Source organism: Rhizobium anhuiense bv. trifolii (genome assembly GCF_024346605.1).
GTDB classification, from domain to species: domain Bacteria; phylum Pseudomonadota; class Alphaproteobacteria; order Rhizobiales; family Rhizobiaceae; genus Rhizobium; species Rhizobium anhuiense.
In genome coordinates this window covers 407,932-428,434 of sequence record NZ_CP098804.1, presented here as the reverse complement: position 1 = coordinate 428,434, position 20,503 = coordinate 407,932, and the positions used below count along the sequence as shown (strand labels likewise).

General features: G+C 63.7%; 16 protein-coding genes. 15 read left to right on the top strand and 1 reads right to left on the bottom strand.

The annotated features are described in order from the left end of the window. Positions 1 to 41 precede the first annotated feature (41 nt). The 14 genes from tssA to NE851_RS33695 all read left to right on the top strand — a co-directional run bounded on the left by tssA (position 42) and on the right by NE851_RS33695 (position 18,724). A complete protein-coding gene (tssA, locus tag NE851_RS33760) occupies positions 42 to 1,106 on the top strand; it encodes a type VI secretion system protein TssA (RefSeq protein WP_254962486.1) in 1,065 nt (354 codons plus the stop codon). Between the two features lie 56 nt (positions 1,107 to 1,162). Continuing rightward, positions 1,163 to 1,687 carry a type VI secretion system contractile sheath small subunit gene (gene tssB, locus NE851_RS33755; RefSeq protein WP_047616886.1) on the top strand — a complete coding sequence of 175 codons (525 nt, stop codon included), beginning with the start codon at positions 1,163 to 1,165 and terminating at the stop codon, positions 1,685 to 1,687. A 130-nt stretch (positions 1,688 to 1,817) separates the two neighbouring features. Further along, the gene (gene tssC, locus NE851_RS33750) at positions 1,818 to 3,299 is read left to right on the top strand and encodes a type VI secretion system contractile sheath large subunit (protein WP_047616887.1); all 1,482 of its coding nucleotides are present in this window, start codon (positions 1,818 to 1,820) and stop codon (positions 3,297 to 3,299) included. A 75-nt stretch (positions 3,300 to 3,374) separates the two neighbouring features. Then, a complete protein-coding gene (tssC, locus tag NE851_RS33745) occupies positions 3,375 to 4,763 on the top strand; it encodes a type VI secretion system contractile sheath large subunit (protein ID WP_063474131.1) in 1,389 nt (462 codons plus the stop codon). Next, complete coding sequence (locus NE851_RS33740) at positions 4,760 to 5,590, top strand: type VI secretion system accessory protein TagJ (RefSeq protein WP_047616891.1); 831 nt, start codon at positions 4,760 to 4,762, stop codon at positions 5,588 to 5,590. The genes tssC (NE851_RS33745) and NE851_RS33740 overlap by 4 nt, the downstream gene beginning before the upstream one ends. Then, the gene (gene tssE / locus NE851_RS33735) at positions 5,583 to 6,092 is read left to right on the top strand and encodes a type VI secretion system baseplate subunit TssE (protein ID WP_254962485.1); all 510 of its coding nucleotides are present in this window, start codon (positions 5,583 to 5,585) and stop codon (positions 6,090 to 6,092) included. The genes NE851_RS33740 and tssE overlap by 8 nt, the downstream gene beginning before the upstream one ends. Next, positions 6,085 to 7,866 carry a type VI secretion system baseplate subunit TssF gene (tssF, locus tag NE851_RS33730; protein WP_254962484.1) on the top strand — a complete coding sequence of 594 codons (1,782 nt, stop codon included), beginning with the start codon at positions 6,085 to 6,087 and terminating at the stop codon, positions 7,864 to 7,866. The genes tssE and tssF overlap by 8 nt, the downstream gene beginning before the upstream one ends. Before the next feature lie 20 nt (positions 7,867 to 7,886). Continuing rightward, positions 7,887 to 8,888 carry a type VI secretion system baseplate subunit TssG gene (tssG, locus tag NE851_RS33725; RefSeq protein WP_097543427.1) on the top strand — a complete coding sequence of 334 codons (1,002 nt, stop codon included), beginning with the start codon at positions 7,887 to 7,889 and terminating at the stop codon, positions 8,886 to 8,888. Positions 8,889 to 8,898: 10 nt separating this feature from the next. Continuing rightward, positions 8,899 to 10,092 (top strand): type VI secretion system-associated FHA domain protein, encoded by a 1,194-nt coding sequence (locus tag NE851_RS33720; RefSeq protein WP_097543395.1) that lies wholly within the window; start codon positions 8,899 to 8,901, stop codon positions 10,090 to 10,092. Next, positions 10,082 to 11,422 (top strand): type VI secretion system baseplate subunit TssK, encoded by a 1,341-nt coding sequence (tssK, locus tag NE851_RS33715; protein WP_047616899.1) that lies wholly within the window; start codon positions 10,082 to 10,084, stop codon positions 11,420 to 11,422. The genes NE851_RS33720 and tssK overlap by 11 nt, the downstream gene beginning before the upstream one ends. Next, positions 11,419 to 12,945 carry a type VI secretion system protein TssL, long form gene (gene tssL / locus NE851_RS33710; RefSeq protein ID WP_097543394.1) on the top strand — a complete coding sequence of 509 codons (1,527 nt, stop codon included), beginning with the start codon at positions 11,419 to 11,421 and terminating at the stop codon, positions 12,943 to 12,945. Before tssK ends, tssL begins: the two co-directional genes overlap by 4 nt. Continuing rightward, positions 12,942 to 16,418 (top strand): type VI secretion system membrane subunit TssM, encoded by a 3,477-nt coding sequence (gene tssM, locus NE851_RS33705; protein WP_254962483.1) that lies wholly within the window; start codon positions 12,942 to 12,944, stop codon positions 16,416 to 16,418. Before tssL ends, tssM begins: the two co-directional genes overlap by 4 nt. A gap of 10 nt (positions 16,419 to 16,428) precedes the next feature. Continuing rightward, positions 16,429 to 17,802 carry a type VI secretion system-associated protein TagF gene (tagF, locus tag NE851_RS33700; protein ID WP_097543392.1) on the top strand — a complete coding sequence of 458 codons (1,374 nt, stop codon included), beginning with the start codon at positions 16,429 to 16,431 and terminating at the stop codon, positions 17,800 to 17,802. Next, entirely contained in the window at positions 17,792 to 18,724 is a 933-nt protein-coding gene (locus NE851_RS33695) for a serine/threonine-protein kinase (protein ID WP_097543391.1), read from the top strand. The genes tagF and NE851_RS33695 overlap by 11 nt, the downstream gene beginning before the upstream one ends. Here NE851_RS33695 and NE851_RS33690 read toward each other — a convergent pair. After that, on the bottom strand, positions 18,721 to 19,860 hold the full coding sequence (locus tag NE851_RS33690; RefSeq protein WP_097543390.1) for a polysaccharide biosynthesis/export family protein: 1,140 nt from the start codon (positions 19,858 to 19,860) through the stop codon (positions 18,721 to 18,723). The two genes, NE851_RS33695 and NE851_RS33690, sit on opposite strands and share 4 nt — an antisense overlap. Before the next feature lie 205 nt (positions 19,861 to 20,065). Here NE851_RS33690 and NE851_RS33685 point away from each other — a divergent pair, with 205 nt between their 5' ends. Beyond that, a complete protein-coding gene (locus NE851_RS33685) occupies positions 20,066 to 20,413 on the top strand; it encodes a DUF488 domain-containing protein (RefSeq protein WP_063474124.1) in 348 nt (115 codons plus the stop codon). The last annotated feature ends 90 nt before the right edge of the window (positions 20,414 to 20,503 follow it).

Here is a 20,503-nt window from a genome sequence, read left to right as displayed (position 1 = left end):
GTTCTTCGCAGTATGCTCTGCTTTTTGAGGAATTTAACCGCGTGAACGTTCGTGAAATTATAGATCCATTTGAACAAAATCATCCGTGCGGAGAAAACGTGCGGATTAATACTTCATCACGTGAAATATACTATAGAATTAAGGACGCGAGAAACGCCGCGCGTACAGCCGAACGTAGTATTTCTCCAGGCGACACTATTGCGCTTGCACCTGCCTGGCATGATGTTAGCAATCTTGGATTGCAGATCCTTTCTTCCAGAAGCAAGGACATCGAAGTATTGGCCTGGCTGGCGGAAGCGCAGTTGCGGCTGCGCGGCTTCTCAGGATTGCATGACGTTTACGTCGCAACCGTGTCGCTTTTAGACAAGTATTTCGACGCTTTGCATTCGATCGGAGACGGCGATATCGAGGAACGGTTCGCGCCCTTCGCGGGCCTGAACGGCGTCGGCGGCGAAGGAACGCTGATCCAGGCTATTCGTTTGACATCGTTGATCCCCGGCGGAAAGTTCGCCCAGTTTTCGCTTTGGGATTTTCAGCTTGCACAGCGGCCGAACGAAGCCGAACGGCGCAAGGAATTGCAGCAGGCGGCGGCAGAAGCCGGTGTCGCTCAGATGTCAGCCCATCTCGGCGTGCTGACCGAGTGCATCGCCGCTTTCGATCGCATGGTCGAAATACTTGACAGACACTGCGGCGACCAGGCGCCACCGAGTTCGAATACACGCAATGTTTTGCAGGAGGCCGCTTCTGCAATCCGGATGCTCGCCGGGATCGAAGAGCCGCTCACCGCTCCTGAAGCCCTTGTCCCGCAGGGATCCGAGCCGTTGCAGGCAAGCAATGGCAACGAAGCCGAGGCCATTCGCATGCCACCCGTCAGCGCCGAGACGATTCGTTCGCGGGAAGAGGCCTTCGAACTTCTGATCGCCGTTGCCCGCTATTTCCGCCGTACCGAGCCCCATTCACCGATCTCCATGTCGATCGAGACGCTGGTGCGTCGCGGCCGGATGGACTTTTTCGAGCTTCTTGCCGAACTGCTGCCCGAACAACACACCCGCAACGCGGTGCTGACGGCAGCCGGCATCCAGCCCGTCACCGACAAGGGAGGCTAGCGGCAGGCCGCAGCATCTCAATTGACAATCCGCCGATGAGACGAAGGAGAATCTCGATGGCAAGTGTGCATGAAAAACTGGAACGGGTTCGCAAGCCGCGGGTCCACATCAAATACGAAGTCGAAACCGAAGGCGCGATGGTGGTGAAGGAACTGCCTTTCGTCGTCGGCGTGCTCGGCGACTTCTCCGGCAATCCCACGCAGGCGCTCAAGCCTTTCGGCGAGCGCAAATTCGTGCAGATCGACCGCGACAACTTCGATGACGTCATGCGCCGCATGACGCCGGGCCTCACCCTGTCGGTCGAGAACACCCTCGAGAAAGATGGAACCGAGATTCCGGTTTCGCTGAAATTCGAAAGCATGGCCGATTTCGAACCCGGCTCTGTCGTCGATCAGGTACCGGCGCTGAAGGCCCTGCTCAACGCCCGCAACCAGCTGCGCGACCTGATGAGCAAGGCGGACCGCTCCGAGGAACTCGAGCGCCTGCTCGAGGATATCCTGCAGAACAAGGCCGATCTCTCGCAGCTGGTGGCCCAGCTTGGCGGCGGCAAAGCCGAAGAGGCGAAGGACGTGTTGAACTGAGTGCCTGGGATCGCGGACCGATAGCGGCCCGCGCGCTCAATTCCTGAAAAGTCGTTGTCCGGCAGCCGCCCCTCTCGAAGGGAACCCCTCATGCTTCGAGGGCCGCCGCTTTCGCAAAAAGGATCGATAGATGACCGCCGAAACGCAATTGCAAACAAAGGAAGAAGCCGGGTTCGCGCCTGATGAGAACCTGCTCTCGAAGGTCGTTGCGGCAACCCGCCAGACCGAGCCCGACCGTGCCCAGGACCTTCTGCGCACGCTGACCGATCAAGCCCTGAAGGGTACGGTCAGCTATGATCGCAACCTGACGATCACACTGAACAATGCCATTGCCGAGATCGACAAGGCGATTTCAAGCCAGCTCGCGGCCATCATGCAGTCGCCCGAGTTCACCAAACTCGAAGGCGCCTGGCGCGGCTTGAATTATCTCGTCAAGAACACCGAGACCAGCGCCAATCTGAAGATCCGCGTGCTCAACGCATCCAAGCGCGATGTCGCCAAGGATCTGGCAAAGGCCGTCGAGTTCGACCAGTCGCGGCTCTTCAAGTCGGTCTATGAAGACGAGTTCGGCACACCCGGCGGCGAACCGATGGGCGCGCTGATCGGCGACTACGAATTCGACAATTCCTTCGACGACGTCCAGCTTCTGCAGGGCGTCTCGATGATCGCCGCAGCCGCTTTCGCGCCGTTCATCTCGGCCGCCAGCCCGCGCATGTTCGGCTTCGAGGATTTCCGCGAACTGGCCAAACCCCGCGATCTCGAGAAGATCTTCGAGACGGTGGAGTACGCCAAGTGGCGCAGCCTGCGCGACAGCGACGATTCACGCTTCGTGACGCTCGCCATGCCGCGCGTGCTCGCCCGCATGCCCTACGGTCCGAAGACCAGTCCGATCGAAGAGTTCAATTTCGACGAAACCGGCGGCTCCAAGACCGGCGAACTGTCGCACGATTCCTACTGCTGGATGAACGCAGCCTATGTGATGGGCACGCGTCTGACCGAAGCCTTCGCCAAGAACGGCTGGTGCACCGCCATCCGAGGGGCGGAAAACGGCGGCAAGGTCGAAGGGTTGCCGATGCATATCTTCTCGAGCGACGACGGCGACCTGGACCTGAAATGCCCGACGGAAGTCGGCATCACCGACCGCCGCGACGCCGAGCTCGGCAAGCTCGGCTTCCTGCCGCTCTGCCACTACAAGAATACGGACTATGCCGTGTTCTTCGGGGCGCAGACCGCGCATAAGCCGAAGCTCTACGACCGGCCCGAAGCAACAGCCAATGCCGCCGTTTCAGCCCGTCTGCCCTATATGATGGCGACCTCGCGCTTTGCCCATTATCTCAAAGTGATGGGCCGCGATAAGATCGGCTCCTTCATGGAGGCGGAAGATTGCGAGGCCTGGCTCAATCGCTGGATCTCCAACTATGTCAATGCCAATGACGACGCCGGCGAGGAATCGCGGGCGAAATATCCGCTGCGCGAGGCAAAGGTCACCGTACAGGAGATCCCCGGCAGGCCGGGCGCTTACAATGCCGTGGCCTGGATGCGTCCGTGGTTGCAGATGGAGGAATTGACCACCTCGCTGCGCATGGTCGCCCGGATTCCCTCGAAGAACTGATGAAAGCAGGGTCAGGTGTGGTGGGTTCGCCGCCGCGCCTGACCCTTGCGTTCGAACATCTGTGTCAGGTTGACGATGGGTTCCAGCACTGAATGGCGGCGCCGGGCGGATCAGCTGATTACGCTGATCGACGAAGCGCTGAACAGGCAAGTCAATGCCATCCTCCACCATCCCGATTTTCAGGCGATGGAGGCGAGATGGCGAGGCCTTGCCATGCTCGTGCGCGAGGCAAGCCGCAGCGGCGAGGTGAAGGTCAAGCTTCTCAGCGTCAGCTGGAGCGAGCTCGCGCGAAGCATGGAGCGTGCCAGCGATTTCGACCAAAGCCATCTCTTTGAACTGATCTATAGCCGCGAGTTCGGCATGGCGGGCGGCGAGCCCTTCGGCCTGCTGGTCGGCGACTATCATCTTTCTCCCGCCGACCCGGCCGGTGGCGATCCGGTCGGCACGCTGTCGCAGATCGGCATGGTGGCGGCGGCCGCCTTCTGCCCCTTTATTGCGGGTGCAGCGCCGCAGGCGATCGGGCTTGAAGACTTTCACGAGCTGAACCGGGTCAACGACTTTTCCTGGCTTGCCTATGAGACGGCCCGCATCCGCTGGAACGGTCTGCGTGCACGGGAGGATTCGCGTTTCCTCGGGCTTGTCGCGCCGCGCATCCTGATGCGCTCGCCGCTGACGCCTCATGCGCGCGATCGCAACGACGGCTTTCCCTTCCGCGAAAGCATCGCCGCCGACGGCAGTTCGCTTCTTTGGGGCAATGCCGCTTTCGCCTTTGCCACTGTCGTCATCCGAAATTTCATCGTCTCAGGCTGGTTCGCGGATATCCGCGGCGTCACGCAGGATGCTGTCGACGGCGGCCTGCTGAGTGCAGCCGACCTGCCGCCTTATGATTTTGGCACCGAAAGCAACGGACTATCAGCCCAGCCGCCGGTGGAAATCCAACTGACCAGCGGCCAGGAGCAGCAGCTTTGCGATCTCGGCATCATCCCCGCCGCCACCACCTATCTCTCCGCTTCGGCGATTTTCAATTCCAATCAGTCGCTGCATGCGCCGCCGCACTATTCCAACGAACATGCCCGCCAGAACGCCCGCCTCGCCGCCATGCTGCAATATGTGCTCTGCGCGTCGCGCTTCTCGCATTATCTCAAGGTCATCATGCGCGACGAAATCGGCCAACTTTCGGATGCGATCTCGATCGAGCGGAAGCTGGCGGACTGGCTGACCGCCTATACGCTCGGCAATGACGATGCCGACATCGCGTTGCGCACCCGCTTTCCCCTGCGCTCGGCCGGCATCAGCGTCGCCGAGATTCCGGGCAAGCCCGGCAGCTTCTCCTGCACCGTCCGGCTGCAGCCGCATTTCCAGCTCGATGACGTTGCCACCAGCTTCCATCTCGTCGCCGAGACCGCGACCACCGGCCAGACCCCGAGCCGCCCCATTGCCATACCCGAGAGGATGTCCGCATGACGCTTTCCGCCAGCATCGCCCAATCGCTCAGCGACGACGCCCTCGATGACGCGATCGAGGAGGTCAAGGCGCATCTGAAGATCAAGCCCTCGGATCAGGAGGCGCGGCATCTCTATATCGATCTTCTCGTGCTTGCCGGGGATTATCAGCGTGCGGACAATCAGTGCAGCCTTGCGGCCACCCTCTCTCCCGACGCGACGATGGGCTTCGCCTTGCTGCGTAATGAGCTTCGGGCAATGGCGGCGCGTGACGCCTGGTTTACGAGCAGCGCCCTGCCGGAATTTCCGCAGGGGCCGAGCGAGCTCGACAAGCTCGCCGTCCGCCTCGGCATCGCCCATCGCGGCGGGGATGCGGATGAGGCGAGGACCGCGCTCGCTGCGCTCGAGAACCTGAGGGGCGAGCGCCCACTGATCTGGAACGGCAGGGCGGTCTCTGATTTCCGCGATCTCGACGACCGCACGCCGCACGCTCTCGAAGTCATCATGACCGGCGGCGCCTATCTCTGGATCGATTTCGCCAAGATCGCAGCTCTGTCGATAGAGCCAATTGCCCGTCCGCGGGATCTCGCCTTCCGCCGCGCCGAGCTCTCGCTGATCGACGGCGCGGCCGCGTCGGTGCTTCTGCCTGCGGTTTATCATGGCACCGGCAAGGATGCGACGCTCAGGCTTGGCCGTGAGACCGAATGGATCGAGGAACCCACGGGCATCACCACCGGCCGCGGCCAGCGCTGCTACCTCGCCGGCGACGAACTGGTTTCCATCCATGACACCCAAAGTCTGGAGATCGTGCCGGCAACGGCTGCCGGCAGGCAGGTTGCGCATGGCTGATCCGCTCGAACGCTACCGACTGCGCGACCGCGTCCTTGCCCGCTCGATCCTCGACAGGTTGATCGACGAGGCTCCGGATCGCGCCGTCGATCCGCCGATGAGCCTCGTCGATCAGGTCCGCGACGTCAGGGAGGCGATCCGCCGCGATCTCGAAGCGCTGCTCAACACGCGGCGCTGCCCGACCACGCCGCCGACGGCACTTTCCGAACTCAAGGACGCCCTGGTGAGCTATGGCGTCGACGGCGTCGTCTCGGCAAATCTGATGACCGACCAGGCCAAGCTCAAGCTGGCGCAAGCGATCGAGCGGCGGATCGCGCTTTTCGAAACGCGCCTTTCCGATGTCAGGGTGACGATCCTGAAAAGCCGGACGATGACCGAACGAGCGCTGCGCATGCGCATCCAGGCGATCTTCCGTCTGCATGAAGGCATGCCGCCGATCAGCTTCGAGTCGACCATCGATCCCTCGACCCAGCGCTTCCTCGTGGAGGCGGCGCATGGCTGAAGGTTTTCTGCACCGTTACAATGAGGAGTTGCTGGCGCTGCGCCGCCGGGCCGCACGTTTTGCCGATGCCTTCCCGAAGATCGCCGGCCGCCTGCGCATGACGGGAGACGTCGCCGACGACCCGCATGTGGAGCGCCTGATCCAGAGTTTCGCCTATTCGGCCGCCCGGGTCCGCCAGAAGCTGGACGACGAGTTTCCCGAACTGACCGACAGCCTGCTCGAAACGCTCTATCCCCACTACCTCTCGCCGCTGCCCTCGATGAGCATCGTCAGGTTCCGACCGAGCGATACGCTCGCCTCGGTCCAGACAGTGCCGCGTCATACGGAAATCCTGGCCGAGCCAGTGCGAGGGGAGGCCTGCCGTTTCCGCACCACGCAGGATGTCGAGATGGCGCCGATCGAGATCACCGGTGCAGCACTTTCCGGCCAGCCGATCAATGCGCCGCTTTCGCCCTATGTCGGCGTTGCCGGCTGCCTCAGGCTCTCCATCCGCAGCCTCGATGCCCGAAAGCCCCTCGGCAGCCTCGGCGTGAACCGGCTGCGCCTGCACATTCCCTCCCCCTGGCAGCAGGCGGTGGCGATCTACGAACTGCTTGCCAATCACACGCTCGGCATTGCGCTCGCCAAACATGCGGACGACCGGTCGCCGGTATTCCTGCCGGCGGGGAATCTCAAACCGGTCGGCTTCGAGCCCGAAGAGGCCATGCTGCCCTATCCGGCGCCGAGCTTTGTCGGCTACCGGCTGCTGACCGAATTTTTCGCTCTGCCACGGAAGTTTCTGTTTCTCGACATCGAGGGGCTCGATGCCTGGCGCGGCGAGACGCTGGAGCTCTTCGTCTACCTGAGGGACAGCGACGCCAAGCTCGAGCGAGCGGTGTCGGTCCGCGACTTCGCGCTCAATGCGACGCCTGTCGTCAACCTCTTCCGCCAGGTCTGCGAGCCGATTGCCATCGACGGCACCCGCACCGAATACCGTCTCCTGCCGGACGCGCGGCGCCAGAAGACCCGCGAGATCTATTCGATCGATCGCGTTCTCCTGACCGGATCGCGCGGCCACGAGGAATTCTGCCAGCCGTTCTTCGGACGCTCCCAACGGGCAGGCGCGAGCCCGACCTACTGGCAGGCCTATCGCCGTTTCGACGAAGACGACAGGACCAGCGACATGGACATCGCCTTCGTCGATCGCCAGCGCCGCTCCGCCGGTCCCGTCGATGCGGTCGCGAGCGTCGATACGCTCTGCCTCAATCGCGACCTGCCGGAACAGCTCCCCTTCGGCGGCGGCCATCCTTTCCTGCAGCTCGCCTCCGGCCATGAAGCGGTCGCAAGTGTCGAAGCGCTGATCCCGCCGACGCCGTCGGTCAGGATGAACGATCAGGAGGGCCGAAACTGGCGGCTGATGTCGCATCTCATTCTCAATCACCTGTCGCTCTTCGACAATGACGGCGCGGCGCTGAAGGACATCCTGTCGCTCTACGCCTTCCGGGACAGTCCCGAGACCAAGCAGTTCGGCGATGCGCTCGTCCGGATCAAGGCGGGCAACTCGACCGCCCGTCTCGGCAGCGGCGGCATGGTGCCCGGTACCGAGATCGCGCTCGAATTCGATCCGGCCGCCATCGACCGGCCCTCGGCCTTCCTGTTCGGCAGCGTGCTCGACCGTTTCTTCAGTCTCTATACCTCGGTCAACAGCTTCACCCGGCTGACCATCGGGATGAAGGGGCAGTCGAGGCCGATCGCCCGATGGCCGGCACGCGCCGCCGAACGCCCGCTGCTCTGAGGAAGGATCGCTCTCAAATCATGGATCTCCCCGTCGCCCGCCAACCAGACGCCCTTGCCGATCTGCTCGAACGCGACCCCGGCCGCTTCGAGCCGGTGACGGCTTTCCGTGTTGCGCAGGCTTCGGTGGAGGAAGGGCGGCTCGATGTCGCCGCCCATGTCGGCGTCTCGCCGGCGCCGCTTGCGGTCAGCGGATACAGCCGCAAGGCCGGCCGGGCCGTCATCCGCAGCGCGCTTGCCGGTCTCGTCGGCGCGCTCGGCTCGATGCCGTCGGCCTATAACGAACTTGTCATGCGCGAGGAGCGCAACAGGTCACGGGCGCTGGCCGGCTTTTTCGACCTGTTCGGTGCGCGGATGGCGGAACTCTTCACCGACGCCTGCGAGAAATACCGCATCGCCCGGCGGCTGCGCTGGGGCGGCACGTGGGCAAACAACGCCTTCGTCACCACGCTCCTGTCGCTCACCGGTTTCGGCACCAAGCGTCTCGTCGAAAAGAGCGGCGTCGACGAAGAGCTGATCCTGCGTTTCTCCGGCTTTTTCGCCGCGCGCAACCGCAATGCTTCCAATCTGCGCGCCATGCTGCGCGAATTCAGCGGCCTGCCGGTGGAGATCGAATTGTTCCGCGGCCGCTGGCTGACCATCCCGGTGGAGGAGCGCAGCCGCATGGGCCAGCCGCAGGGCGTCCAGCTTGGGATCAATGCGACGGCGGGTGCAGCCATCCACGATTTCAGCGGCGGCTTTCGCATCGTCATCGGTCCGCTCGGCTATGCCGATTACCTGCAGCTCGCGCCGGGCGGCCGCGCCATCACCGAGCTCTTCGCCCTGACGCGGCTCTATGTCGGCGCCGCACTCGAATTCGACATACAGGCCATCCTGAAAAAGGAGGACGTCCCCTTCTGCCAGCTCGGACAGGTAGGCGATCCGCCGCGCTTGGGCTGGAACAGCTGGGCGAGGGTCGCGCCGGCGGCAAAGGACAGCGGCGATGCGGTGATCGTCGAGCGCCTGTCGGTCCAGGCGCGGTGAGGAGACGAAGATGCGGCTTGAACTGAAAGAGATCACCAGCGACGCGATGGCGCCAGGCCAGCCGAAATGGTTCTTCGAACGCGGCCGGCGAACGCTCGGCCGGGCGCCCGATTGCGATTGGCGGCTGCCGGAGGATCGGCGCTCCATCTCCAAGCTCCATTGCATCATCGAGCGCGACCGCGAAGGCTTCCTGCTGCGTGACCAGAGCGCAAACGGCTCCCGGGTCAACGGCATCGCCGTGCATGAAGGCCAGATCGTGCGGCTTTCCGACAGGTCGCGGCTGGAGATGGGCGGGCTTGCCTTTTCCGTCCACATATCAGGCGACAAGGACCGCGAGATCGAGGATCCCGATGCCGCCCTCGTGCTGAGCGACGAACCGCTGACCATCTCCGCAATCCTGGCCGATATCGCTCCGGGCGGCCATACCGCAAACGGCGTCCTTGGCGAGCGTGCGGTCGATGATTGGGGTCTTCCCGAAAAGGCCGGGAAAATCGGAGCGGCCTCATCCCGCAGTGTCGAGATCGGCTGGAGCGGCCCTCCGGAGATCCGGTCAGCCACCCAGCTTCTGCCGGAAGACTGGAATGTGGAGGAGACCGAATACGGCAGCCACCTGGAACATGGGGCCGCCACCCATGTCTCCGTGCCGATCGCCCAGCGCCGGCCGGCGCCGGTGATCGGGATCATCAACGACAACGATCCGCGGCCCGAACCGGAGCCCGAGGAATTTCCGGCGCTGGCGATCGGCCGGCCCGACGCCTTCGCCGATCGTCTGGAGCCGCTGCTTGTCCGGCTCGAGCAAGCCATCGAGAATAGTTATGCGGTTTTCGAGATCAACGCGCCATCCTCCGACGGCGAGCAGGATTTCCTGGCCGGCGGCAGAGAGGAAGCGCTCCTTGCCCGCTTCGAGACCATGCTCGGGCAGCAGCTCAAACTCAATTCCGCGCTCGAGGCTCTCGTTCAGGCGGCAGGCCGGCTGGAGCCGCGCATCATCGAGGCGCGGGTCGAGACCGGCGCCTGGCGCCTGCCCTGGCGCCGGGACCAGGCCTATTGGCAGGCTTACCGGGCACTATTCGAAAAGGACGGCGAGAGCCGCTCGATCCATGACGTGTTCCGCGATGCGATGTCCGGCGCGGTGGACGACACGCAGGCACCGCCTCGTCCGCAAGACAGGCAGGAAGGAAAAGACACACATCATGAGGAATGAGAACCGGGTGGCCTGGAGCGAAGGCATGTTCCTTCGCGTGCAGCATTTTCAGCAGGCGGACCGCTGGACGGAGCGGCTCGTGCGCACCGCGACGCACGGCCTGTCGCCCTACCCCTGGGGTGTGGCCGAGATCGGCATCGACCGCGGCGCATTGGCGATCGGCCAATTCGCGCTGTCGAACCTGCGCGGCGTCTTGCCCGACGGAACGCCGTTCGAAGCCCCCATCGATACCGATCTGCCGCCGCCGCTCGATCTCGACGAGAACACCAAGAATACGATCGTCTATCTGGCGCTTCCCGCCCGCCAGCCGGGCAAGGCCGACGTGGCGCTGAACGGTGGCGCCGCACGCAACAGCGTCCGTCTCGTCGCCTCGCCCTACGAAGCGCCCGATGCCAATGTCGAGACCGACTTCATGGCGCCGATCGATGTCGGCCGCCTCAGCCTGCGTTATCTCCGGACCGGCGACGAGCTTGCCGGTTACGAGCTCATCGGACTTGCCCGCATCATCGAGGTGCGCTCCGACCGGGCCGTGATCCTCGATCCGGACTATATCGTGCCGAGTCTCAACTGCACGGCCGCGGGACGGCTGAACGAATTGATCACCGAACTGCTCGGCATCGTGCGCCACCGCGCGGAGGCGATCGCCGAACGGATCGGCGACCCCACCATTCGAGGAACGGCGGAGGTCGGCGACTACCTGCTCTTGCAGATCCTCAACCGCGCCGACCCGATGCTGAAACATATTTCGGCGAATGCGACGCGGATCCACCCCATCGTCTTCTACGAAAACTGCATCCAGCTTGCCGGCGAGCTCGCCACCTTCACGACAGACCGCAAACGCGCCAGCGACTTCCCGCCCTACCGGCACGACGACCTGAAGGCGACCTTCGCCGCCGTCTTCGACGATCTGCGCGCTTCGCTGTCCTCCGTGCTCGAACAGGCGGCCGTGGCAATCGAGCTGGCCGAACGCCGGCATGGTGTCAGGATCGGCACGATCAACGACCGTTCGCTGCTCAGAGATGCCGGATTCGTGCTGGCGGTCCGGGCCGAGATGCCGGCCGAGGACGTGCGCCGCAAGCTGCCGGCGCAGATCAAGGTCGGCCCGGTCGAGCGCATCGCCGACCTCGTCAACGTGGCGCTGCCGGGCATTCCCGTGCGGCCGCTGCCGGTGCTGCCGCGCCAGCTCCCCTATCGCTCCGGCACCATCTATTTCGAACTCGACACCAAAAACCCGCTTTGGAAACAACTCGACACTTCGGGCGCCATCGCCGTGCATCTTGCCGGCGATTTCCCCGGGCTTGAAATAGAATTGTGGGCCCTCAGAGAATGAAGACCGAACCCGCCTCCACCTGGCAGAACCTGCCGACCATCGTCGAACTCACCGAGGATGGCACTCGGAAAAAGCAATCCGCCCGCAAGATGGCGGAGATGCTGGATGACGTCCTCGACTTTCCCGAAAGCGAGGCAGGAAAGCCGCCGGTGGGATCACCTCCGAAGAGCGCCGCGTCCATCGAAACCCTCGTCCGGGATTTTCGCTTCGGCGCCGACGACGTGCCGACGCTGGTACGCTCGGCCGCACCGCTGCTCAACCTCGCCCATGCCCTGCGCTACACGGAAGAACAGCCCGAGATCGACGCTTTGCGCCAGCTGGCGATCGAAGCCGTCGGCCGCTACGAGCGCGATCTGGCGAGCGCCCGCATCAGCCCCGAACGCGCGCGCGCCGCCCACTACGTCGTCTGCGCGACGGTCGACGATGTCGTGCTCAGCAAGGCCTGGGGCGTTCGCGCCGGCTGGGCCCGCTCGGGTCTCGTTTCCACCTTCCATATGGACGTGACCGGCGGCGAACGGGTATTCGACCTGCTCGATCATTTCCAGCAGAGCCCCGGCGCCAACAAGGACCTGCTGCTGCTCATCTATCTCTGCCTGTCGCTTGCCTTCGAGGGCCGCACCCGCGTCTCGGCGCGCGGCGGGCTGGAGCTCGGCCGCATCCGCGACAGTCTCTACAAGACGTTGCTCGGCCAGTACGGCGTGTTCGAACGGGAGCTGTCTCCCCATTGGAAGGGTGTTTCGGCCCGGCATCAGCCGCTGCGCACCGCGGCCGCGATCTGGACGCTGCTTTCGCTTCTGACCCTGATCCTGGCGTTCGGCTATCTGTTCTTCACGCTCTCGCTCAATCGCGCCTCCGACGGAACCTTCGAGCGGCTCGCCAAGCTGCCGCCGCGTGATATGCCGAGCGTGCTGGTCAAGGTGCCCGAACCGCCCCCTCAGCCGCCGCCTGTTGTCGTCGCCGAAACCCCGCCGCCGCCGCCACAAGTGAAACCGCCGAGCCGGCTCGACAATCTGCTCGCCTTCCTTCAGCCGGAGGTCGAGAAAAAGCTGGTCACGCTTTCGGACTCGAATGGCAGGCTGCTGGTCCGGATCAGCAATTCCGGCCTGTTTGCCACCGGCAGCGCGGAGGTCAGCCAGAAATTCCACGATCTTCTCCAGCGGATCGGCGGCGCGCTGGCCGCAGAGAATTTCCGCGCCGTGGTGGTGGGCTACACGGACAATGTGCCGATCCGCACCGTCCAGTTCCCCTCCAACTGGCACCTTTCCGAAGCCCGCGCCAAGGCGGTGGGCGAAATCCTCGGTTCGTTCACCGGGCCGGGCGCGATCCTGACCGAGGGGCGTGCCGACACCGATCCGATCGCCGGCAACGATACGCCGGAGGGCCGGGAGATGAACCGTCGCACTGAGATCCTGGTGCTAACCGATCCGAGCGAGCGGCTGAGCGATGCGGGTATGACGACACCGCGCCAGGCCGACATGCCGGATGACCCGACGGCGCCTGCTGCAGGAGGTGGTTCGCGATGAACCCGCTCAGTTATTTCTATACGCTGCGCTCCTATGTGGAGGCCTATGCCGGCCTCCTCGGCCGGCGCTTCATCTCGATCATCTGGGTGGCGGCAATCTGCGTCGTCATCTGGTTCTACGGCTATCTCGCCGCCTATGGCGATTTCAAGCCGCTGGCGAGCGCCAGTGCGCGGCTGACGCTGATCGGCATCATCATCGCCGCCTGGTTTGCTTATCTCGTCTTCACCACCATCCGCGACCGCCGCCGCGACAAAAAGCTCGTCGAAGGCATAGAGCGGGACGCGGAAGCCGAAGCGGCGGCCAGCCAGCAAGCCGAAGTGGGTGAGATCCACAATCGGCTCAAGGAAGCGCTGCAGCTGCTGCGCCGCATCACCAAGAAGCGTTTCGGCTATATCTACGAGCTGCCATGGTACGTCATCTTCGGCGCGCCGGGTTCCGGCAAGACGACGGCGCTCACCAATTCCGGCCTCAAATTCCCCCTCGGCGATGCGCTCGGCAGCAATTCGGTGCAGGGGATCGGCGGCACGCGCAACTGCAATTGGTGGTTCACCGACGAGGCCATCCTCATCGACACGGCTGGCCGCTATACGACGCAGGACGATCTGAATGGCGCCGCCAAGGCCGGCTGGGAAGGATTTCTCGGCCTGCTACGCAAATACCGGCGTTCGCAGCCGATCAACGGCGCGCTGGTGACGCTGTCGATCGGCGATCTCCTGACGCGCGATCCGGAGGCACAGCGCGAGGAGGTCAGGGCGATCCGCCAGCGGCTTTCCGAGCTCGACGAACTCCTGCATGCCCGCGTGCCGGTCTATCTGCTTTTGACCAAGGCCGATCTCCTGACCGGCTTCGTGGAATTCTTCGACGGTTTCAACAAAAGCGATCGCGAACAGGTCTGGGGCACGACCTTCGGCCTCGACGAAAGCTACAAGGCGGCAAACCTGCCGGAACGCTTCATGGAGGAATTCACCCTGCTGCAGCAGCGCGTCGACGCCATGCTGATCGAACGCCTGCAGCAGGAACCCAATCCGGAGCTGCGCGGCCGGATCTTCCGCTTTCCGGCCGAACTCACCTCTTTGAAGGAGCGTCTGCACGAGGTCGTCACCGAGCTTTGCTCGGGTTCGAAACTGGTGGAGGCGCCGCTCTTGCGCGGCATCTATTTCGCTTCCGGTACCCAGAGGGAGGAGACGGTCGCCGTTCCCCGCATGCGACGCAGCTATTTCCTCCCGCGTCTCTTCAAGGAGGTGATCTTCGGCGAAGCCTCGCTGGTCGCCCGCGACAAGCGGCTTTCCGGCCGGCAACTCCTCTTCCGCCGCGCCGCCTATGCGAGCGCGGTTCTGTTGCTGGCCGTCGTGCTGACAAGCTGGACGGCCACCTATATCCAGAACACCACCGCGCTCGCCGCCGCCGAAAGGCGCATAGACGCCTATGAGCAACTGGCGCGCGGCGTGCCGGTTCGCGACGTTTCGGATGCGGATTTCCTGCGTATCCTGCCGGCGCTCGACAATCTCGCCGCCGTCACCACCGACTTTTCGAAGACCCGCGTCTGGCCGGTCAGCCTCGGCCTCGACCAGGAAGGCAAGGTCGCCAGCCGCCAGCGCGAGGCCTATCAGCGGGCGCTGAACGCGCTGCTCCTGCCGCGCATGCTGGTGCAGCTCCAGAAGGACATGGCCGAAACCACCGACGTCACCCGAACCTTCGACGCATTGAAGCTCTACGGCATGCTCGGCGGGCTCGGCCCCATGGATGCGGACTTCGCATCGCTTGAGGCGGAGGACATGTTCACGAAACTCTACCCCGACGAAGGCAGGGCCGCGGCCCGGAAGGCGTTGATCGCCCATGCCAATGTGATGGCGCGCGGCGCGCTGCCGCCGATCGAGCTCGACAAGACGCTGATCGCCAAGGCGCGCGACATCATCCGCTCGCAGAATATCGCCAGCCGCGCCTATGACATCCTGGCGGAATATCGCGAGTCCCGCGCCCTTCCCGCCTGGAGCCCGGCAGGCGCGCTCGGGCCGCTCGGTGAACAGGCTTTCGAGAGAACCTCCAAGGCGCCGCTCAGCGAAGGCATTCCCGGCCTTTTCTCCGCGACCGGCTACCGCACCGTCGTTCTCACCGGGATTACCGACGCCGCGCGCGAGGCGCTCGATGAGCAATGGGTCCGCGGCGATCCCAATCCTGCCGGCGTGACGGTCGATACGGTCGCCCTGGCGACGCTGCAGCTTTACTTCGACACGTTCGAGCAGCGCTGGTCGACGATCCTGGCCGATATCAGGGTAAAACCTTCCCAGACGATCGGCGATGCGGCAGAAACCACCCGCATCCTGGCGGGCAAGCCCGGTCCGGTCGAGACGATCACCAAATCGATCGTCGCCACCACCGATCTGCGTGGACCCGGCGCGGAAATCGCCTCGGCCGCCAGCGACAGCCTGCCCGCGTCGACCACCGCGCTTGCCAGCGCGGCGAATGCACCCGACCCGTTCGGCCGTCTGCGCGAAGCGCTGAAGGCGCCTGCCGGCCAGTCGCCGCCTGCCGAGCAGCCGAAGGATGCGCCGCGATCGGAAATCGGGCAGCTCGAGCCGATCCTGCAGAGAGTGCAGGAGCAGCTTTCGCGCGCCACGACCTCCACCGCCGAAGTCGCGAAAGTCTTCGACGTCGACAGTCAGCTGACAGACGCCAATCAGGACCTGCTGCAGCAGGCCCGCAAGCTGCCGGCGCCGGTCGACACCTGGATGGCCGGGCTGGCTGCGGATGTCGGATCGCTGGCGGTCAAATCCGCACGCTCACGCATCAGCGACGCATGGGCGGCCGAAGGCGCAGGCTTCTGCTCGAACGTCGTCACCGGCCGTTATCCCTTCGAGCGGAAATCACCGCGCGACGTGGCGATGAGCGACTTCATCAGGCTTTTCGGGCCGGAGGGACTGTTCAAGACCTTCTTCAAGGAAAAGCTCGAAGCCTTCGTCGACACCAGCGCGTCGCCATGGGGCTGGAAGGGCACCTTCGGCGCAGCGAGCATTCCAAGCACGGCGATCGCCCAGTTCGAAAATGCCGACAAGATCAACCGCGCCTTCTTCCCGGCCGGTAGCGACAACCCGTCGATTACGATCAACGTCAAGCCGGTATCACTGACCGAGGCGGCCAGCGCCGTGATGCTGGAGATCGAAGGCGAACGCGTGGTCTATTTCCACGGCCCGATCCAATCGAAATCGATCACTTGGCCGTCGACGGAAGCAAGCAATGCTTCCCGCCTCGCCTTCCAGCCGGGTGGCTGGCAGCAGGCCTTGACGGAAAATGGCGATTGGTCGCCCTTCCGGCTGTTCGACGATGCCGACATCGCCATACAGGGCGACGACCTCTTCCGGGCGAAATTCCAGCAGGACGGCCAAGCGGCGGAATTCGACGTGCAGTTCGGTTCGGTGCTCAATCCATTCCGGCTGGAGGCGCTCGGCGCCTTCTCATGCCCGGCACAATTCTGACCGGTCTGATATGAACGAGCGCGCCGCCCTGGACCGAAGCCCGAGCGAAACCGACAGGATCGGCTTCTTCGGCAAGCTGCCGAGCCACGGCGATTTCGTCTCGATGGGGCTCGGCCGCGGCCTGCAAACAGCACTTGACGCCTGGCTGCAATCGGGATTGCAGGCAGCGCAGCAGGACCTCGGCGAGGATTGGGAACGCCGGTTTCGCCTCATGCCGGCATGGCGTTTCATCATCGAGCGCGGCCTCTGGGGACCGGCAACCGTTGCCGGCGTCCTGCTTCCCAGTCTCGACCGCGTCGGGCGCAGCTTTCCGCTTGTTATCGCGGCACAGCTTCACGGCTTTTCCGAGCATCCGCGCCAACTCTATCTGGACGATACGTGGTTTACGGCGGCCGAGGCGATCGCCGAAAGCTCGGCCAAGCGGGATTTCGAGATCAACCATTTCACCGCAAGCCTGAAGCGGCTGAGGAGCTTGCGGCCGGCCGATCTCGCGGAAAACGAGACGCTGCAGGACAGAGCGTCCAGCCGCGGCACGATCTGGTGGCGGATCGATCCCGAGGAGCGGCGGGCCAAGGGATTTGGCGTCACTGGTGCCCCGGAACCTGCTCACTTCGCAAAGCTGCTGCGCGAAAGTGCCAGTGTGGTTTCAACGGCGCCGCAGCCAGAAACAGTCGCGACACCGCGTCCTGTTGTCGTCGAACCGCATCCTCCTCTGGTGCTCCGGCACAGCCATGCCACGCATGCAGGAACAAGGCTTGCCGTCAACGCCGATGCGCTGCTCGTTTCGGAAACGCCCTCGCTCTTTGCCGTCGCCGATGGCGTGGGTGACGGCAACACCGCGGCCGAAGTCGGCAAGATCGCCGTTCACGTGCTGGCCGAAACGGCGAAGCAGCAGACGATCGAAGCGCAGGTGCAGGAGGTCAAGGGCAAGCTCGGCCGTGCCCACGGCCTGCTTCAATCGGCCTATCATTCCTCCGATCGCGAGCCGTCGGCCGCCAGCATCGTCGTGCTGGCCACGCTTGGGGACAGCTGCGCCTTGCTCTGGGTCGGCGATGCCCGCTGCTATCTCTTACGGGACGGCATGATGCGCTGCCTCACCCGCGACCATGTTGAGATCGGCCTGCGGCGCACGCTCTCGCGCGCCATCGGCATGCGGGGACATCTCATCCCCGAAGTCCGTTTCGGCGGACTGCAGGCCGGCGACCGGCTGCTGCTCTGCAGCGCGCCGCTGCCGAATGCGATCCCTGAACGCGGCATCGCCGAAATCCTGCTTTCCGCAAAGATCGAAAAGGCGGCCGACATCCTCGTCCACGAGGGGCTGATCGCCAATTGCCGTGACAATCTCAGCGCCATCGTGATCGATGTGAAGACCGATGAGCCGTGAACCTCCGGACGCGGATTTCGAGGAGATCGCGCGACGTTTCTCCCATCTCTGGCAGGCCTTGAATGCCAGGGCGGACAGTCGGTATCCGCTCGAGACCCGGCAGATGCTGGTCGACCGGGTCCGGGATGCGCTCGATCGAGGCGAGGCCCGCCTCAGCGATACCGATCCCGGGGTCATCGCCAACAGCTTCGCGCTCGAGGCGCTGGTCCATGACGGCGCGCTGACCCAAATCTATCGTGCCCGCCATCGTGATCTCGGAACGCTTCATGCCATCAAGATGCCGCGGCCCGAGCACGCCGATGACCCCGTGCTGAGGAAGCTCATGCTGCGTGAAGCCGAGATCGGCATAACGCTCCGTCACCCTCATATCGCTGGAACACAAGCGGTTCTGCGCCTCGCCGACGGACGCCCGGCCCTGGTGATGGAATGGCTCGGGAGACGGCTTGCGGATCGCTTGCAGGAACAACCGTTATCTCCGGATGAGGTCATCTCGATCATGATTTCGGCGCTGTCCGGGCTGGACGCCATCCATGCCGCCGGCACCGTGCATTGCGACCTGTCGCCGCTCAATCTTCTCGTTGCCGATGGCGACCTCTCCCATTTGAAGATCGCCGATTTCGGCATCGCGATCGAGGTCGGGTGCCGGCACGGGCAACTCGATCTCGCCTTCGCCGGCCAACCGGATTTCGTGTCTCCGGAACAAATGGCCGGTGAATCGCTCGACGGCCGATCCGATCTCTATGCCGCTGGACTTCTGCTGTCCCTGCTCCTGCATCATTGCGGCGAGGAAGGCGAAGAGCTTCAGGCTTTAGAGGCGTTGGCGATCTGCCTGTCACAGCACAATCCTGAAGACAGGCCCGAGAATGCGAAGGCCGCCTTGCATCTGCTCGGCGGCCTCGCGAAACGTCCAGTCGGCGCTTAGTTGCCGCTCGATCCGGGGATCGGCGCTGCGGCCGTCGGCACGCTCTTCTGGTAGACGTTGAAGAGCTTGGCAAAATCCACCAGGCTGGCGTTGCTGGCGTAGATGATATCGCCATCCATCATCTGGAATCGCTGCATCAACGCCAGATTGGAAACGTCCTTCAGATTGACCCGGTAGATCACCGGCTTGGTGCGCACCACAGCCGGCGCGGCATTCTTGCCATTTGCGGCTGCAACCTGCGTATAGACCGGCTGGTTGCGCAGCACATAGAAATTGCTTGCATCGGCACGATCGTCGAGCAGGCCGCCGGCGCGCCCGAGCGCCTGGGCCAACGTCAGCTTGCCCGGTTCGAATTCGAACTCGCCGACACTCTTGAAGGCGCCGAAAGCGGTGAAGGTCGGCGAGTCCTTGTCGACATAGATCTGATCATCAGGCAGCAGGTAGACATTCTGTTTGCTGTCATCGATGACGCGCTGGAGCGGCACCGTGGCGCGCTGCTTGCCGCGCATCAGCGTGACGGTCGCCGATCCTGGCGCCGACGATGCACCGCCGGCAAGAGCGACCGCATCGAGCACGCGCTCCTTGCGTGCGCTGAGCGGGAAACGGCCGGCGGAGCGTACATCGCCATTGACGGTGAAACCGCTGGAGGGCCTGTCGACAACGGTGACGACGGCCTGCGGATTGACCGCCGAGCCCTTGAGGCCGGTGACGATGCGCGTCTGCAGGGCTTCCGGCGAGGAATCCACCACCCGCTGCTTGCCGATGAAGGGAAGCGTCACATTCCCCGTCGAATCGACGGTGAACCGGCCGAGATTGAGGGTCTTGCTCTGGGTCGAGGAGAAAAGTCCATCTTCGCCGGGATCGAGGATCGTCACCTCGATGACGTCGCCGCGCCTCAGCTTCGTATCGGCAAATCCACCCGAGCGCATAAGGCTGAGCCCGGGATCCGTGGCCGCATAGGCCAGCGGGGTGACCGCAACCGGACCCATCGGCGCTTCAGAGAGCCTGACCACCGGGATCCGCTCATTACTTTGAGGGGCAGTGGCATTATAAAAACCACCGGCGGTTGGGCCATCCGATGGCCGGGCGCAGGCACTGAGAACTGCGACAAGGACGAGCGGCGCCAACTTTCGCATCAAGTATCCTTTTGGCAATATTGAGAGAATCGGAAAATATCAGCGGCATGCGACCGAGCAATACCAGTTGCACGCGAAAAATCAATTATGACAGTCCAGAGGTAGGCATGTGTGACTAATTGGCAACCATCAGCCCCTCGGTGGAACCAAATCCTTCGCCCGTCTTTTCGGTCGAAGTTGGCGTCGACTCATGGCGAATGAGCAAATGGCTTTGCGCATCAAACGAATCTACGAGCCGAAGGAAGACAGTGATGGCACCCGCATCCTGGTCGACAGGTTATGGCCGCGCGGATTGAGCAAGCAGGATGCGGCAGTCGATATCTGGTTGAAGGATATCGCGCCAAGCCCGGCGCTGCGCCGATGGTTTGGCCATGACCCCGCCAAATGGACGGAGTTCCAGCGCCGCTACCGGGACGAACTGGAAGAAAATTCATCGGCCGTCGAAGAATTGAAACGCCAGATCCGGCAATCGGACGCGACACTTCTCTACGCTGCGAAAGATCTGCGCCACAATCACGCGATCGTCCTCCAGCGTTTCATCGGCAAGGACTGACACCGGCAACAAGCCGTTTCTTCGTCTCCGAAATTTCCGGGAACCTTTTCGACGGACCTGCATCCAATGTCCGCTTCAAAGGCGCACACC